Origin of the sequence: Streptomyces asoensis (assembly GCF_013085465.1) — a bacterium.
Classification (GTDB): Bacteria; Actinomycetota; Actinomycetes; order Streptomycetales; family Streptomycetaceae; genus Streptomyces; species Streptomyces cacaoi_A.
Genome location: NZ_CP049838.1, coordinates 6376975 through 6393736, shown reverse-complemented (window position 1 = coordinate 6393736; position 16762 = coordinate 6376975). Strand labels below are relative to the sequence as shown.

The following is a 16762-nucleotide window of genomic DNA, read 5'->3' as shown; positions in this document are numbered from 1 at the left end:
CCGATGCGCTCATCCGTGGGGTCCCCTGCTCATTTTGTCGGACTGACGATAGAGTCGGGATCGAACCCTCATCCGGCCGTCGTCGTATCAGAAAGGTGCGCTCCGATGACCGAGAATCATCATTTGCCGTCCGAACTCGATGTCCCCTCCGAGGCCCCCGACCGCAACCTCGCCCTGGAACTCGTCCGGGTGACCGAAGCCGCCGCCATGGCCGCGGGCCGCTGGGTGGGACGCGGTGACAAGAACGGCGCCGACGGTGCCGCGGTGCGCGCCATGCGGACCCTCGTCTCCACCGTGTCGATGAACGGCGTGGTCGTCATCGGCGAGGGCGAGAAGGACGAAGCCCCGATGCTCTTCAACGGCGAGCGCGTCGGTGACGGCACCGGGCCCGAGGTCGACATCGCGGTCGACCCCATCGACGGCACCACGCTGACGGCCAAGGGCATGCCGAACGCGATCGCCGTCCTCGCGGCCACCGAGCGGGGCGCGATGTTCGACCCGTCCGCCGTCTTCTACATGGACAAACTGGTCACCGGCCCCGAGGCCGCCGACTTCGTCGACATCGACGCGCCCGTGGCCGTGAACATCCGGCGGGTCGCCAAGGCCAAGCGGGCCACGCCCGAGGACGTCACCGTCGTCATCCTGGACCGCCCGCGGCACGAGGGCATCATCGAGGAGATCCGGGCGACCGGGGCGCGCATCAAGCTGATCTCCGACGGCGATGTCGCCGGCTCGATCCTGGCCCTGCGCGAGGGCACCGGCGTCGACCTGCTGCTCGGCATCGGCGGCACCCCCGAGGGCATCATCTCGGCCTGCGCCGTGAAGTGCCTGGGCGGCACCATCCAGGGCAAGCTGTGGCCCAAGGACGCCGAAGAGCGGCAGCGGGCACTCGACGCCGGGCACGACCTCGACCGCGTCCTGACCACCGAGGACCTGGTGACCGGCGAGAACGTGTTCTTCGTCGCCACCGGTATCACCGACGGTGAGCTGCTGCGGGGGGTCAGGTACCGGTCGGAGACCGCGACCACCGACTCGATCGTGATGCGGTCGAAGTCCGGGACGGTCCGGCGGATCGACTCCGAGCACCGGCTGAGCAAGCTGCGGGCCTACAGCGCGGTCGACTTCGATCGGGCCAAGTAGCCCCCTAGTGCGTGAGAGGGGCACCCCCGGTGCGGTGGGGGTGCCCCTTTCGCGTGCCCCGAGGGCTTCTCAGCCCGCCGCCGCTATACGGCCCGCGGACTGTGCCGCCTTCTTCAGTTCCACGTCGCGGCGGCGGCGCCGGGCGAGGGCCACCCGGCGTTCGGCGGCGGTGAGGCCGCCCCAGACGCCGTAGGGCTCGGGTTGGAGGAGCGCGTGTTCGCGGCACTCCACCATCACGGGACAGCGCGCGCAGACCCGCTTCGCGGCTTCCTCGCGGGAGAGCCGGGCGGCCGTGGGCTCCTTGGAGGGGGCGAAGAACAGGCCTGCCTCGTCGCGCCGGCACACCGCCTCGGTATGCCAGGGGGCGTCTTGGTCCCTGTCGCGCGCTGGTACCCGCTGGGCCGGAACAGCGGCGACCTGCACGGGCGAATGCGGCGGTTGCAGCACGGGTCTACTCCTGACGACGGCTTCGCGAGCGAGAGACGATGCAGCAAGGCCTACCCGCTGTGCGCGCGCCTATGCACTGAGTTCCCGACCGCCGTGCCCGGGGTGACCTCGTGACGGCCCCGCCACGACCTCCCGGCGAACTTCACGACCGTCAACGGTCCAGGTGTTTGCGCAAACCCCGGTCGACCTTGTGCTGCACCCGATCGAGAATGTCCGCGACGAGCTTGCCCCGCTTCGGCCGGCCCTCGATATTGCCCAGCACCGCCCAGCCGTCGACGTAGACCACCGGCGCGTCGGGCTGGGGCGAATCGAGCGCGTACACCTCGAAGTTGCCCAGCACGGCGCCGCCGGTGCCGCGCAGCGAGACGTTCTCCGGGACGCGGACCTCGACGTTGCCGAAGACCGAGATCGCCTTGATCACGACCTGCTGGTACTCGAAGAGCGCCTCGGTGAGGTCGATCTCGACGGTGCCGAAGACCGCGTAGGCGTGGATACGGCGGCCCGCGCGCCAGCGGCCCCTGCGGACGGCGCTGCTGAAGATCGCGACCACGTTGTCGTCCGGGTCGGCGGGGATCGCGCCCGCGGTGGGCCGGCTGGGGGCGGCGGAGGGGGCCGCACGCCGCTCGTGCGCGGCGGGCAGGTCCCGGACGAAGACCTCCAGCTCGCCGACCGTCTTGGCGGCCAGCACGCCCTCGACACGCTCCGCGTGCTCGTCGGCGGTCAGCCTGCCCTCCGCCAGAGCGTCGCGGAGCATGTCGGCGATACGGTCACGGTCGGCGTCCGAGGCGCGCAACTCCGCGGCCGGCGCGGGGGCGGCGGTCTCTTTGTGAAGGTCCACGAGAGCAGCGTACCGAAACACGATAGATCGCGATAGCCCCACTCCGGAACGGGCGGCCGGCGAACTGAGCCTTACCTCACAAGCTCGTCGCCGACGGCAGGTCCTACGCTGGTGAGCGCCCGCCGATGGAGGCGGGCCCGCTGTCTGTCGAGTGAGGAATGGGCGAGATGCCTGAGTTCGCATACACCGATCTGCTTCCCATGGGAGAGGACACCACCCCCTACCGGCTGGTGACCGCCGAGGGTGTCTCCACCATCGAGGCCGACGGGCGGACGTTCCTCAAGGTGGAGCCGGAGGCGCTGCGCAAGCTCGCCGAGGAGGCCATCCACGACATCCAGCACTACCTGCGCCCCGCCCACCTCGCGCAGCTGCGCCGCATCATCGACGACCCGGAGGCCTCCGGCAACGACAAGTTCGTCGCGCTGGACCTGCTGAAGAACGCGAACATCGCGGCCGCGGGCGTGCTCCCCATGTGCCAGGACACCGGCACGGCGATCGTCATGGGCAAGCGCGGGCAGAACGTGCTCACCGAGGGCGGCGACGAGGCGGCCCTGAGCCGCGGCATCTACGACGCCTACCTGAACCTCAATCTGCGCTACTCGCAGATGGCCCCGCTGACCATGTGGGACGAGAAGAACACCGGCTCCAACCTCCCGGCCCAGATCGAGCTGTACGCGGCCGACGGCGGCGCGTACAAGTTCCTGTTCATGGCCAAGGGCGGCGGCTCGGCCAACAAGAGCTTCCTCTACCAGGAGACGAAGGCGGTCCTGAACGAGGCCTCCATGATGAAGTTCCTGGAGGAGAAGATCCGTTCGCTCGGTACGGCCGCCTGCCCGCCGTACCACCTGGCCATCGTCGTCGGCGGCACGTCGGCCGAGTACGCGCTGAAGACCGCGAAGTACGCCTCCGCGCACTACCTGGACGAGATCCCGGCCGAGGGTTCGCCGCTCGGGCACGGCTTCCGGGACAAGGAGCTCGAGGAGAAGGTCTTCGAGCTGACCCAGAGGATCGGCATCGGCGCGCAGTTCGGCGGCAAGTACTTCTGCCACGACGTACGGGTCGTCCGCCTCCCCCGGCACGGCGCCTCCTGCCCCGTCGCCATCGCCGTCTCCTGCTCCGCCGACCGGCAGGCCGTCGCGAAGATCACCGCCGAGGGCGTCTTCCTGGAGCAGCTCGAGACCGACCCGGCGCGCTTCCTGCCGGAGACCACGGACGAGCACCTCGACGAGTCGGACGTGGTCCGCATCGACCTCAACCAGCCGATGGACGACATCCTCGCCGAGCTGACCAAGTACCCGGTCAAGACCCGGCTGTCCCTCACCGGCCCGCTGGTCGTGGCCCGCGACATCGCGCACGCCAAGATCAAGGAGCGTCTCGACGCCGGCGAGGAGATGCCGCAGTACCTGAAGGACCACCCGGTGTACTACGCGGGCCCGGCCAAGACCCCCGAGGGCTACGCGTCCGGCTCCTTCGGCCCGACGACGGCCGGCCGCATGGACTCCTACGTCGAGCAGTTCCAGGCAGCCGGCGGCTCCAAGGTCATGCTCGCCAAGGGCAACCGCAGCAAGCAGGTCACCGACGCGTGCGGCACGCACGGCGGCTTCTACCTCGGCTCCATCGGCGGCCCGGCCGCCCGGCTCGCCCAGGACTGCATCAAGAAGGTCGAGGTCGTCGAGTACGAGGAGCTCGGCATGGAGGCCGTCTGGAAGATCGAGGTCGAGGACTTCCCGGCCTTCGTCGTCGTCGACGACAAGGGCAACGACTTCTTCACTTCGCGGGAACCTGAGCAGCCGACGTTCACCAGCATCCCGGTGCGGGGCCCTGGCCTGGCCTGAGCCGTCCCCTGAGTCCTCCAGACCCCTCGGCATCGCCGGGGGGTCTGCTTGCACGCTGATGCAGGGAGACGGCAGTACGTAGGGGGCTGGCGGGCGTCGTAGCGGGCCAGCCGTGACGCCTGTTTATGCGACAACGCGCATAGTCGCGTGAACGCATAGACGCCCCGACATGCGCCCTCGTACCGTCGTGCCTGACGGCCCAACCGGGGCCATGTATCAGGGGGTTTCGCTATGGCGCGCGAAGAACTGACTCGGCTTACCGGCAACGGGAACGGCGAGTGCGGCGAAGACGACTGCCCCAACGTGTACGCCACGAAGCGGGGAACGTTCGTCGTGCAGGGCGACGTGTCCGAAGCCTTCCAGCCGCCCACGGGTGAGGGGCTGGTCGAGATTCCCGAGAGCGTTCTTCGGGAGGTGTTTCGTGCTCTTGGATGGTGACGAGTGGCGGGCAATGTTCCGAGGGATTCAGTCGGAAGCGTGGCGACTGGAGACGCTGCCTCAATACCTCGTACCGCAGGAAGCCGCAGAGATCGAGGCGTTCCGCGAAGGTAAGCGAATCGACCCGCACACCTACTCATCTCCCTACACGGAAGACTTGAAGCGGCTTCGGAACGAGGGAAAACGTAAGGGGCGGGTGCACGTTCTGACCCAGCCTCTTTCCGAGTACCTACGCTTCGAGTTCTCGCGGTATTACGCCCCTCACGCGGTAGCCGGCGAAGATATCCGCATTCTCGACGTGACAGCCCGTGAGAACCCCCTTCAAGGGGTTCAAGACTTCTGGCTTTTCGATCGGTCGACAGTCGTCCTCATGCATTACGAGGAAGACGGGAAGCAGATCAGCCGTGAACTGTACGAGGGTGACCCCGCCCCGTTTGTCGAGTATCAGCGAATCGCCGAGGCAGAAGCGGCCCCGTTCCTGGAGTACGTGAAGGGGTGACGTTCGAACCCGAGCAACTCGGCCAGTCCAGCCAGGAACTGGCCACGAAGCTCAGAGAACTACGCAAGCAAGCCGGACTCTCAGGGGTCCGGCTTGCTGCGCGCTGCAACATGTCTCAATCCAAGGTGTCCCGGATTGAGAATGGGAAAGTGCGGCCGTCGCTGGTCGACGTTGAGCAAATCTTGAGAGCTCTCGATGCACCGCCGGGCATGATTGAAGAAGTTTCCGCACTTGCCAGGCTTGCGAACACCGAATGGCGGAACCTGCGGGAGATGCGCCGTAAGGGACTAGGAACGAGGCAAGCCGAGCTGAAGGCGCTTGAAGCTTCCTCGGAGCATATTCGCTTCTTCCTGCTGTCAATGGTCACCGGGCTTCTTGCCACTCCGGAATATATGCGGGCAAGCCTTGCGCACTCCACGGCAGACACAAGTAAGGCCGTGGCGGGAAAGCTGGAACGTCAAGCCGTCCTGTACGACACGACGAAGCGGTTCACATTCATCCTTACCGAGCAGGCCGTTAGATGGCCCGTGGTCGCCCCGCTAGCCTTGGCCGAGCAGATGGACCGGCTTGCTTCGCTGACTTATCTCCCGAACGTGCGAATCGGCTTAAAGAGATAGAGAGGGAGCGGAGGTTTCCGCTGGTCACAGGAGAATGCGTAGCCCTCGGAGGGTTACGCGGTAACCGTGACAGGGTTACGCGGCAGTCCGAAGGGAGTGCACCCGGCAGGATGCCGACCCAAGGCCGTTCTTCTGGAAGTGGTGCCCAGGCAGTACGAGGCACCGTGCGCCCGACTCAGGGGCGATCAAGGCCATGGCCTTAGCCGCAGTCATGCCCTTTTGTACAGCCTGTCTGGTGAGCGCCTGGCCGTTCTCCCCGGCCAGGATAGAAGCTAGGGCTCCCTCGGCGAACTCGGCATGCCCGACTTGGTTCCCCCAGCCGAGGGCGGCGAAGTACACCCGGAAAGCGAGCGGCTTGATTAGGGGGTTGCGTGCTTTGGCTCGGCAGTCGAGCTGAGAAATGGCACCCCACGGAGCACCGGGGCCGAATCCAATGGTCACTATTCCCTCGGGCGGTTGGTCGCGGGCATAAGAAAGCCCCAGCTATCGCCGGGACTGACAAGAACAAGACATGCAGTTTCTAACCCGCCCAGGGTGGCGGTTTCAAGGAAGGGCGTTTAAACGGGCGGCGTGAGAACGTGTAAACGGTCTCCCTTGGAGAGTGCGGGCATGGAAAGGCCCCCGAAGCGTTTACACGCGACGGGGGCCCGGGGATCACAATGTCGGGTGGCTATCCGGCGCTGTACGGCCGACGCGCGGGCAAGACGAACTCCGCTTCAGGCTCGGTCATCCAATACCCTTCGGGGACGTGAAGCCCAGTCTCCTTAGCGATCTCCGCAAGCTCAAGCATTTTGCAAACCACTCGGCGATTTCCTTCTTCGTTCTTCCCGACCGTGATCGTTACCCCATGTCGCTGAAGGAACACCCGACGCTGTTCATCATCTTTCGCGGCCCATTCCTCCGCATAGCTGCGCCCCGTTTCCTTCCAGGCGGGAGCATCCTCGGCCTCCTTGATTTCCTTACGCAGTCGCTCGACCTTGGCCGACTGGGATTCGTGCTGCTTCCAGTAGCGCTCGATCTGAACTTCAGTCTTGATACGACCGGCCAGATAGTCAGCCTCTAGCCTGTCAAGCATGGCTTCAGCTTCCACCAGTTCCGTCTTCGCTTGACTGATCGAATTGCCAACCCTCTCCATTACAGGGAGGGGCCCAAGGGTGACATTCACGAACTGGCCGACGACCGTATCGAGATCTTCCCTCCGGATACGCCCGGGGTCGAAACAAGTGCCCGTGTTGATGTTATTGCACGCGTAGTAATGGAAAACTCTGCCGTTCTCCTTGGTCTTCTTGGACGAAGACATACGGGCTCCGCACGCATCGCACACGGCCACGCCTCCCAACATGGAACGCGAGGGCGTAGCGCGCGATACCGGACGGTTAGCCGTGATGCTGGCCACCAGTTCCGCCCACTCCCCGTATTCCATGAGCGGGTCATCCGTGATCCGTACCGGCTCACCATCGTCATCCGCGACAGTCTCACCCTTATAGGTGTAGATACCGCCGACCGTGGGGTTGGTCACGATCGCTCGGATAGCGTTAGCGGTCCAAGCGACACCCTTCGGTTCGTCGCCGCGATCAATGCGCAGGTAATCCCGCCACGTCGGAACACCACGCTTGTTCAGATCAACGGCAATCTTGTACGAGGACCAATCACTCTTCAGCTTCTCCACAATGTCACGGAGAAGGTTCGCGTATTCGTCATCCTGAATGAGCTTCTTACCCCCGTCCTCTTGGCGCTCAAATCGGTATCCGAACGGGAGTACACCGCCGATCCAAACGCCCTTGGCCTTCCGGGCCATCGAGCCGGACAGGGCACGCGCACGGATGGTGTCCAACTCGCCTTCCGCGAACGCGGCGATGATCTGAGCGAACATCTTGCCCATGGGGGTGGACATGTCGATGCCCTCGGTCACGGACACGATGGTTTTGCCGTGCTTCTGGCACCACTCGAAGATCTCGGCGAAGTGACCCGCCTTCCTGCTAAGGCGGTCGAGCTTCCAGACAGCCAACGCGTCCCACTCGTCGGCCCGCTCGGTGAACCAGGGACCGAGGCCCGGTCGCTTGAAGGGATGCATAGCGCCGGACACGTCCACGTCCTCGGCCCACCCCACGATGCGTCCCTCTATAGAGGGGCCGTGCGCCCAGTGCTCGACGGCCGCGCGCTGCTTCTCCGGGCTGGTCGTGTCGTCCTTCATGACGGAGAGGCGAACGTTCCCCAGGACCCTCGGGTTAGAGATCATGCGCGGATGCTACGGGTGGTGCCGCCAACTGAACAAGTCGAACGACTTCTTCCAGGACCCGGCGCCCGCACCGACGTTCACGTCGATTCCGGTGCGGGGCCCGGGTCTGGTGTGACGCGTGTGATGCTGTGACGGACGCCCGCCCCTGATTGACGCAGGGGCGGGCGTCGTTGTCGGGTCAGGGTGCGGTCAGCCGGCGCAGATGGTGAAGTCGACCGTGTCGCCCGGCTTGATGGTCTTCGGGGCGTGCGGGGTCACCTCGAGCACCGAGGTCGGCTTGCAGCCCTTGACGGCCTTCTTCGTGACGGTGCCGAGCTTCGTCTGCGTCTTGTCGAGCAGCGGCTTGGCCATGTCCAGGCTGAGGCCCGCGAGGGGGATCCGCATGGTCTCACCGTCGCTGAAGAGGTAGAGCAGGGTGGTGGCGTCGTCGTGCTCGGCCTGCGTGCTGGCCGCCGCCGGGGTCGAGTTGTTGCTCGCGACCGAGGTGGCCAGGGCCGTGCCCCCGCCCGCCGCGATGAGGGCGGCGGCGACGGCGGCGATGCCGACGGTCCGACGGCGACGGGTGCGGCGCACGATCTGCGGCGCGTCGAAGTCGGGGCTCTCGGCGGAGTTCGCGAATTGGTTCATGGCGTTCATCAGTTCCTCTTCGAAAGGTGTGCGGCCGGAGGGCCGTGCATCGCTGTACGAGGTCATCGGATTCCTTCCGAGTGCCGCAGCGCTGAAGGGCCGGAGAGTGCGGGGAACTGACTTCTGAGCTTCTCGATGCCCCGGGCCAGCTGGGAGCGGACCGTACTCGGCGTGATGCCGAGGTCGGCCGCGATCTCAGTGTCCGAGAGATCGTCGAAGTATCGCAGCACCACCACCGTCCGCATCCGCATGGGCAGTTGCTGCAACGCGCGCACCAACTGGTCCCTGCTGTCGACCTGCCCGTACTCGTCCCCCGGGGCGGCCCTGTCGGAGCCTTCCGGGTGAGAAGTCGTGGTCAGGCGGCGGAACCTCCGCCAGCGGTCGTTGGCCAGGTTCACCATGATCCGCCGGACGTAGGCGTCCGGAGCGTCCTTCGCCGCGATGACCCGCCACTTGCGGCAGGCCTTCTCCAGGGTCTCCTGGACCAGGTCCTCCGCCGCCTCACGGTTTCCCGTGAGGACGAGGGCGCCCCGGAACAACGCGGTCGACCGGGCGGCCACGAATTCCTGGAAGTCCGTCTCCACACGCTCCTCCCTTCCTGTCACCCCTCCTCGACGCGAGCGCGCCCCCGTCTGCTGCACGGCCCCGACGAGACCTGGGTCACATGCCGGACACCATCCGGACGGCCCAGCGCGCGGAACATCCCGGCCGCCCCGTTCGCTGTACGGGACATGAGCGAATACCGGATCGAGCACGACTCCATGGGTGAGGTACGCGTCCCGGCGGAAGCCAAGTGGCGGGCCCAGACACAGCGCGCCGTCGAGAACTTCCCCGTCTCGGGACAGCGCATCGAGCGTGCGCACATCGAGGCGCTGGCGCGGATCAAGGGAGCCGCGGCGAAGGTGAACGCGCGGCTCGGGGTGGTCGACAAGGACATCGCCGACGCCATCCAGGAGGCGGCCGCGGAGGTCGCCGAGGGCCGGTGGGACGAGCACTTCCCGGTGGACGTGTTCCAGACCGGGTCCGGGACCTCGTCCAACATGAACACCAACGAGGTGGTCGCCACCCTCGCCACCGAGCGTCTGGGCCGGGCCGTGCACCCCAACGACCACGTCAACGCCTCCCAGTCCTCCAACGACGTCTTCCCCTCGTCCCTCCACATCGCGGCCACCGCCGCCGTCACGCGCGATCTGATCCCCGCCCTGGACCATCTGGCGGCAGCCCTGGAGCGCAAGTCCGCGGAGTTCGCCGACGTGGTGAAGGCGGGGCGGACGCATCTGATGGACGCCACGCCCGTGACGCTGGGCCAGGAGTTCGGCGGGTACGCCGCCCAGGTGCGGTACGGCGTGGAGCGGCTCAACGCCTCGCTCCCCCGGCTCGCCGAGCTGCCGCTGGGCGGTACCGCGGTCGGCACCGGCATCAACACGCCCCCCGGCTTCTCCGCCGCCGTCATCGAGGAGGTGGCCCGTGCCACCGGGCTGCCGCTGACCGAGGCGCGCGACCACTTCGAGGCGCAGGGCGCGCGGGACGGGGTCGTCGAGACCAGCGGGCAGCTGCGGACCATCGCCGTGGGCCTCACGAAGATCGCCAACGATCTGCGGTGGATGGCCTCGGGTCCGCGCACGGGCCTCGCCGAGATCAGCCTGCCCGACCTCCAGCCCGGCTCCTCGATCATGCCCGGCAAGGTCAACCCGGTGATCCCCGAGGCCGTGCTGATGGTCGCCGCCCAGGTCGTCGGGAACGACGCGACCGTGGCCACGGCGGGCGCGGCGGGCAACTTCGAGCTCAACGTCATGCTGCCGGTGATCGCCAAGAACGTGCTGGAGTCGATCCGGCTGCTCGCCAACGTGTCCCGGCTGCTCGCGGACCGGACCGTCGACGGGATCGTCGCGCACCGCGAGCGGGCCCGGGAGTACGCCGAGTCCTCGCCGTCCGTGGTCACGCCGCTGAACAAGTACATCGGGTACGAGGAGGCCGCGAAGGTGGCCAAGAAGGCGCTGGCGGAGCGGCGGACGATCCGGCAGGTGGTGCTGGACGGCGGGTACGTGGAGCGCGGGGATCTGACGGTCGAGCAGCTCGACGAGGCCCTGGATGTCCTGCGGATGACACACCCGTAAACCCTCGTGTGCTTTCGCGCCCCCGGCGCGAGAACCGTGACGCGCGCCGCAGCGTCGTATGCCCATGGCACCTAATATCTGTGCATGGCAGACGGTGAAGCGGTGAGACGCGTGGGAACTGGTGGTGCGGCGGCCTTCTGGGAGCCCGGGAGCCGGATTCTGTGGCGCTACCGGGAGAACGGCGGGGCGAACTTCCACATCGCCCGCCCGGTCACCGTGGTGCGGGACGACGAGGAGCTGCTGGCCGTGTGGCTGGCCCCGGGCACGCAGTGCGTCAAGCCGGTGCTCGCGGACGGCACCCCGCCGCACCAGGAGCCGCTGCGCACCCGGTACACCAAGCCGCGTACCGTTGCGCGGGGACGCTGGCTCGGCACCGGGGTGCTGAAGGTGGCCCGGCCCGGCGAGCCGTGGTCGGTGTGGCTGTTCTGGGACCAGGGCTGGCAGTTCAAGAACTGGTACGTCAACCTGGAGACGCCGCTGGCCCGTTGGGACGGCGGGGTGGACTCCGAGGACCACTTCCTGGACATCTGCGTCTACCCGGACCGCAGTTGGGGTCTGCGTGACGAGGACGAGTTCGCGCAGGCCCAGCAGGACGGACTGATGGACCGGGCGGTCGCCGAACAGGTGAGGGAGGCGGGCAGCAGGGCGGTGGAGGTGATCCGCGCGTGGGGGCCTCCGTTCAGCGAGGGCTGGCAGCACTGGCGCCCGGATCCGTCCTGGGCCGTACCGTTGCTGCCTGAGGACTGGGACCGTACGCCCGCGCACATGTCCACATGAGACCCTTGATGCGCCCCCGGGCAACAAACGTAGGATCGTCCTCCGCAAGGCACGCTGGCAGTAACTCCCGGAGCAGACGCCGGGCCTGACCGAACGTCACCGAGGGGCGGCAGCACGTGAGCGAGGGGTACGAGGGCAACACCGGCGGGACGTTCGACGTCGGCCCCCAGGGCCGCGCGCCGTCCACCGGTGGCACAGGAACAACCTCTGACCACGCGGGAATTCCGTTCCGGGGGCACGTATTCCGGGTATCGGGTTTCCTGCGGGACCAACTGCGCGCGCGGCGCGCAGCCCCGGACGGACGGATTCGACACGCGTGACGGAGCAGCCCACCTCCTACGAACGCCCCCAGGGCGTCGACCCCACGGACCCCCGTGGGGCACTGCTGCATACCCAGGCGCCGGCGCCGGGTCAGTCCGCCTTACCGCCCGACACCTCGGGTACGACGACGCCACGCGGCAAGGGCGGAAAGGGTGGCATGGGCGGCCAGGGAGCCACGGGAATGGATGCGGCCGGCTCGGAGGCCGGTTCCGGCACCGAGCACTCCCAGCCGTCGGCGTCCGACGAGGCGATGGGGGCGCCTCCCGCGCGGGCCAAGCCGAGCGTGGGTGACCACCGGCCGCGTCCCGCTCCCGAGTCCATCCCGGCCCAGCCGGGCACCGACGCGCGCCCGGAGCGGGGTCCGGACGGGCAGGACCGGCGCGCCGGAGGGGCACTGACGCCCGGTCGGCCCACGCCGATGCGGCGGGACGGGGACCGGCTGCGCTTCGTGGGCGCCGCGACCCGGCGGATCGCCCGCGGTCTGGACCTCGACGAGATCGTGATGGGGCTGTGCCGGGCCACCGTGCCGACCTTCTCCGACGCGATCCTCGTCTATCTGCGCGATCCGCTGCCCGTGGGCGACGAGCGGCCCGCGGCGGACCGCATCATGCTGCGGCTGCGGCGCACCGACCGCATCCCGGAGGAACGGGACACCGAGACCGGCTTCGCGGCGCTCGCCCTGCCGCCCCCGGAGCCGGGCGAGCTGACCGCCGAGCTGTCGGCCGCGGTCGGCGAGCTGTGCGAGGTGCGGCCCGGCGGGGCGCTCGCTGAGGTGCTGCGCGGGGTGCGTCCGGTGTTCGCCGACCATCCGGCCGCACGCGCCGCGCTGCCCGAACTGCTGGGCGAGGACAGCACCCTGGCCATCCCGAGCGGTCAGCGGGCCGTCCTGGCCCCGCTGCGCGGCCGCCGCCGGGTGATCGGCGCCGCGGTGTTCCTGCGCCGCCCGGAACGCATCCCGTTCGAGAACGACGATCTGCTGGTGGCCGCCCAGCTCGCCACGCACAGCGCCCTGGGCATCGACAAGGCGGTGCTGTACGACCGTGAGGCGTACATCGCCGACGAGCTTCAGCGCACGATGCTGCCGGAGACCCTGCCGCGTCCCACGGGCGTGCGGCTCGCCTCCCGGTACCTGCCCGCGGCCGAGACCGCGCGGGTCGGCGGCGACTGGTACGACGCCATCCCGCTGCCGGGCAGCCGGGTGGCACTGGTGGTGGGCGACGTCATGGGGCACTCCATGACGTCGGCGGCCATCATGGGGCAGCTGCGGACGACGGCCCAGACCCTCGCCGGCCTCGACCTGCCGCCGCAGGAGGTCCTGCACCATCTCGACGAGCAGGCCCAACGGCTGGGCACCGACCGCATGGCGACCTGCCTCTACGCGGTCTACGACCCGGTATCGCACCGGATCACCATCGCCAACGCGGGTCATCCCCCGCCCATCCTGCTGCACCTGGGCGGCCGGGCCGAGGTGCTGCGGGTGCCGCCGGGCGCGCCGATCGGCGTGGGCGGGGTCGATTTCGAGGCGGTGGAGCTCGACGCCCCGGCCGGGGCGACGCTGCTGCTGTACACCGACGGCCTGGTCGAGTCCCGGCTGCGGGACGTGGCGACCGGCATAGAGCAGCTGCGGGAGAAGCTCGCCGCGACCGCCCAGCTGACCGGCCCCGATCATCCGCCGCCCCTCGAGGCCCTGTGCGACGAGGTGCTCGACATGCTCGGCCCGGGCGACCGGGACGACGACATCGCGCTGCTCGCCGCCCGGTTCGACGGGATCGCGCCGAGCGACGTGGCGTACTGGTTCCTCGAGCCGGAGGACGCGGCTCCCGGCCGGGCCCGTCGGCTGGCCCGGCGGGCGCTGTCCCGCTGGGGCATGGAGGACATGACCGACTCCGTCGAACTGCTGGTCAGTGAGGTCGTCACGAACGCGGTGCGGTATGCCTCGCGGCCGGTGACCCTGCGGTTGCTGCGGACCGATGTGCTGCGCTGCGAGGTCGGCGACGACGTGCCGCAGCTGCCTCGACTGCGGCAGGCCCGCGCGACCGACGAGGGCGGCCGCGGCCTGTATCTGGTGAATCGGCTGGCCCGGCGGTGGGGGGCCACCCGGCTCAGCACCGGCAAGGTGGTGTGGTTCGAGTTGAACCGGAGCTGAGAGAAGCGAAGGAAGCGAGCAGAGAGGGCGCCCGGAGATCTCCGGGCGCCCTCTCTGCTGTCTCTGCCGCCGGTGGCCGCTACTGGCCGAAGAGCGGATCCTCCGGATCCCCCGACTCGGTCGACGGGTCGTCCGTGCTCGGTTCCGTCGACGGGCCACCCGTCGGTGAGCTGGACGGGGACGAGCTCGGCTTCGACGACGAGGACGGGGACGAACTCGTCGACGGGGACGAGGAGGGGGACGAACTCGTCGACGGGGACGAGGACGGCGACGAGCTCGCGGACGGCGAGGTGCTCGCGGACGGCGACGCGGTCTGGACCGCCGCGCCCTGGTCGGTGTCCAGGTCGAACTTGGTGACCTTGGTGGAGACGCCGAAGGTGTACGCCGCCCAGATCTGCGCCGGGAAGCCACCACCGTTGACCCGGCCCGCGTCCGAGGACAGGCCGTTCGTAGCGCCGGTCAGCGGAACCTGGGGGTGCGGAGCCTTCGCGGACTCGCCGAAGAGGCCGACCGAGGTGACCAGGTCGGGTGTGTAGCCGGTGAACCAGGCCGACTTGTTGTTGTCGGAGGTGCCCGTCTTGCCCGCGACCTTCTGGCCCTTGCGCAGCGGGTTGTCCCGCACGGACTTCTTCGCCGTACCGTCGTCGACCACGCCGGTGAGCACCGAGGTGACCGAGTCGGCGGCCTCGCGGCTGATGACCTGCTCCCCGATGGGGTCGGTGTGCTTGAACGTCGGGTGGGCGCTGTTCTCCGCCGACTTGATGAGCGCCGGGGTGACCTGCTTGCCGTGGTTGTCGAGGGTGGCGTAGACGCCGGCCATCTGGAGGGGGCTCGCGCCCATGGTGCCGAGGGTCTGGGCGGGCACGGCCTTGAGGTCCGCGGTGTCCATGCCGAGGTTGGCCGCGACCTTCAGCACCTCGGGCATGCCCACGTCGACGCCCATCTGTGCGAAGACGGAGTTGATGGACTTGTTCAGGGCCGTCTGGACGGTGACGTCGCCGTAGTCCTGGTCGTCCTCGTTCTCCGGGGCGAAGCCGATGTCGCTGCCGACGACCGGGCGCTTGCTGGTGCCGTCGTAGATCGTGTTGGCGGTGATCTGGTCGCCGTCCTGCGTCTTGGCGGCCTCGTCGAAGGCGGCGGCGAGGATGACCGGCTTGAAGGTGGAGGCGGGCTGGTAGTCGGTGCGGGTGGCGTTGTTGAGGTAGTGGTCGGTGTAGCTGGTACCGCCGTACATCGCCTCGACGGCGCCCGTCTTCGGGTTCACCGACACCGCGCCGGCCTGGACGTCGCCGTCGACCGAGCGCTTCTTCTTGTCCAGCTTGCTGGTCAGCTGTTCCTTGACGGCTGTCTCCAGCGCCTTCTGCTTCTTCTTGTCGATGTTGAGCTCGATGTTCCAGCCGCCGCGCCTGACCAGAGCCATGCCCGACTCGTAGTTGTCGGCGACACCCTGGGCCACCAGCTGCTTGGCCAGTTCGGTGTTGGCCGCGTCGACGAGGTAGCCGACCTGGCCCTCCTTGCCGGGCGCGGCCTTGGGCTCCTTGGGTTCCGGGAACGTCATGGCGTCGCGCTTGCTCTTGTCCAGCCAGTCCTGCTCGACCATGTTGTCGAGGACGTAGTTCCAGCGGGCCGTGACCAGGCGCTTGCCGGTGTCGGAGGCGGCGGCCCAGTCGTACTGGCTGGGTGCCTGGAGCAGCGCGGCGAGGTAGGCGCCCTGCGGGACGGTGAGCTTCTCGGCGTCGACGCGGTAGTAGGCCTGGGCCGCCGCCTGGATGCCGTAGGCGCCGCGGCCGTAGTAGCTGGTGTTGATGTAACCGGCCAGGATGTAGTCCTTGTCCTTCTCCCGGTCCAGCTTCAGGGAGATGACCAGTTCCTTCAGCTTGCGCGTGACGGTCTGTTCCTGGGTCAGGTAGTAGTTCTTGACGTACTGCTGGGTGATCGTCGAACCGCCCTGCGCGCCCTTGCCCATGAGGGTGTTGAGGACACCGCGGGCGGTGCCCTTCAGGTCGACGCCGGCGTCGGTGTAGAAGGACTTGTTCTCGGCGGCGACGAAGGTGTGCTGGACTTCCTTGGGGATCTTCGAGAGTTCGACGTTCTCCCGGTTGACCTCACCGTCGCGGGCGAGGATCGCGCCGTTGCCGTACTCGTAGACGTTGCTCTGGAGGGCGGCGTCGGGGTTGCCCTTGGGGATCGGCGTGCTCATGTACAGCCAGAGGAAGGCGCCGATGACGGCCACGACCAGGCCGAGGAAGGTGCCGAGGATCTTCTTCCAGGTGAAGAGCCGGCGTATGAAGCTCTTGTCCTTCTTGCCGGCCTTGGTCTTGGCGCCCTTGCCGCTCTTCTTCGCACCCCGGCGGGCCGCCGCGCGGCCTCCGGTCGCGGGAGCGGTCTCGGGCTCGTTCTCGGCGGTCGTCACGGACTCCGCCCTCGTGGGGGTCGTCGATTCCGTCTCCGTCGAGCGGCCCCTGGGCGCAGCGCGGCGCCCACCGCGCTGTCGAGCTCGTCTCTCTTCCGCTCGTCCCATGAGTCCGCTCGCTCCGCTTCCTACTCGGCAGTCACACCAGTGCCCGGGGGCAGGGGCAGGTCAGCTCAGAAAGCTAACACCGCTGTCTATGACGAAAGGGCCTCGGTCCGGTCCGCACAGGGCGTGAGAATCAGCACCCCGCGCGAGGGAACCGCCCGGACGTCCCCACCGAGTCCGACGTACGAGAGTGGCACAGGGTT

14 protein-coding genes are annotated in these 16762 nt (G+C 68.2%); 8 read left to right on the top strand and 6 right to left on the bottom strand.

What is annotated here, in order from left to right; translation table 11 throughout:
- The first annotated feature begins 105 nt into the window (after positions 1 to 105).
- Positions 106 to 1140, top strand: a complete 1035-nt coding sequence (gene glpX, locus G9272_RS28755) for a class II fructose-bisphosphatase (protein ID WP_171399217.1) — start codon at positions 106 to 108, stop codon at positions 1138 to 1140.
- Positions 1141 to 1209: 69 nt separating this feature from the next.
- Here the strand turns inward: glpX and G9272_RS28750 are convergent, their stop codons facing one another.
- Both G9272_RS28750 and G9272_RS28745 read right to left on the bottom strand, forming a co-directional pair.
- Positions 1210 to 1587, bottom strand: a complete 378-nt coding sequence (locus tag G9272_RS28750) for a WhiB family transcriptional regulator (protein ID WP_028806547.1) — start codon at positions 1585 to 1587, stop codon at positions 1210 to 1212.
- A gap of 151 nt (positions 1588 to 1738) precedes the next feature.
- Entirely contained in the window at positions 1739 to 2425 is a 687-nt protein-coding gene (locus tag G9272_RS28745) for a DUF1707 SHOCT-like domain-containing protein (protein WP_171399216.1), read from the bottom strand.
- A 167-nt stretch (positions 2426 to 2592) separates the two neighbouring features.
- Here G9272_RS28745 and G9272_RS28740 point away from each other — a divergent pair, with 167 nt between their 5' ends.
- The 4 genes from G9272_RS28740 (at position 2593) to G9272_RS28725 (ending at position 5814) form a co-directional block, all read left to right on the top strand.
- Positions 2593 to 4260: a fumarate hydratase gene (locus G9272_RS28740; RefSeq protein WP_171399215.1), complete on the top strand. Its 1668-nt coding sequence runs from the start codon at positions 2593 to 2595 to the stop codon at positions 4258 to 4260.
- Positions 4261 to 4491: 231 nt separating this feature from the next.
- Positions 4492 to 4698 carry a hypothetical protein gene (locus tag G9272_RS28735; protein WP_171399214.1) on the top strand — a complete coding sequence of 69 codons (207 nt, stop codon included), beginning with the start codon at positions 4492 to 4494 and terminating at the stop codon, positions 4696 to 4698.
- Positions 4682 to 5197, top strand: coding sequence for a DUF6879 family protein (locus G9272_RS28730; RefSeq protein ID WP_171399213.1), 516 nt, complete (start codon positions 4682 to 4684; stop codon positions 5195 to 5197). Before G9272_RS28735 ends, G9272_RS28730 begins: the two co-directional genes overlap by 17 nt.
- Positions 5194 to 5814, top strand: coding sequence for a Scr1 family TA system antitoxin-like transcriptional regulator (locus G9272_RS28725; protein ID WP_171399212.1), 621 nt, complete (start codon positions 5194 to 5196; stop codon positions 5812 to 5814). The genes G9272_RS28730 and G9272_RS28725 overlap by 4 nt, the downstream gene beginning before the upstream one ends.
- A 670-nt stretch (positions 5815 to 6484) precedes the next feature.
- On the opposite strand, the gene G9272_RS28720 is transcribed toward G9272_RS28725, so the two are convergent.
- The 3 genes from G9272_RS28720 to G9272_RS28710 all read right to left on the bottom strand — a co-directional run bounded on the left by G9272_RS28720 (position 6485) and on the right by G9272_RS28710 (position 9264).
- On the bottom strand, positions 6485 to 8053 hold the full coding sequence (locus tag G9272_RS28720; protein WP_301272149.1) for a recombinase family protein: 1569 nt from the start codon (positions 8051 to 8053) through the stop codon (positions 6485 to 6487).
- Between the two features lie 189 nt (positions 8054 to 8242).
- A complete protein-coding gene (locus G9272_RS28715; RefSeq protein ID WP_253267970.1) occupies positions 8243 to 8680 on the bottom strand; it encodes a hypothetical protein in 438 nt (145 codons plus the stop codon).
- Positions 8681 to 8742: 62 nt separating this feature from the next.
- Positions 8743 to 9264, bottom strand: a complete 522-nt coding sequence (locus G9272_RS28710) for a SigE family RNA polymerase sigma factor (protein WP_171399209.1) — start codon at positions 9262 to 9264, stop codon at positions 8743 to 8745.
- 147 nt (positions 9265 to 9411) lie between these two features.
- Here G9272_RS28710 and G9272_RS28705 point away from each other — a divergent pair, with 147 nt between their 5' ends.
- From G9272_RS28705 to G9272_RS28695, 3 genes are all read left to right on the top strand, one after another.
- Complete coding sequence (locus G9272_RS28705) at positions 9412 to 10797, top strand: class II fumarate hydratase (RefSeq protein ID WP_171399208.1); 1386 nt, start codon at positions 9412 to 9414, stop codon at positions 10795 to 10797.
- An 84-nt stretch (positions 10798 to 10881) separates the two neighbouring features.
- Positions 10882 to 11574, top strand: coding sequence for a cytidylyl-2-hydroxypropylphosphonate hydrolase (gene fomD, locus G9272_RS28700; protein ID WP_171399207.1), 693 nt, complete (start codon positions 10882 to 10884; stop codon positions 11572 to 11574).
- 316 nt (positions 11575 to 11890) lie between these two features.
- Positions 11891 to 14041, top strand: coding sequence for a SpoIIE family protein phosphatase (locus G9272_RS28695; protein ID WP_171399206.1), 2151 nt, complete (start codon positions 11891 to 11893; stop codon positions 14039 to 14041).
- 79 nt (positions 14042 to 14120) lie between these two features.
- On the opposite strand, the gene G9272_RS28690 is transcribed toward G9272_RS28695, so the two are convergent.
- Entirely contained in the window at positions 14121 to 16562 is a 2442-nt protein-coding gene (locus G9272_RS28690; RefSeq protein WP_171399205.1) for a transglycosylase domain-containing protein, read from the bottom strand.
- Positions 16563 to 16762 lie beyond the last annotated feature (200 nt).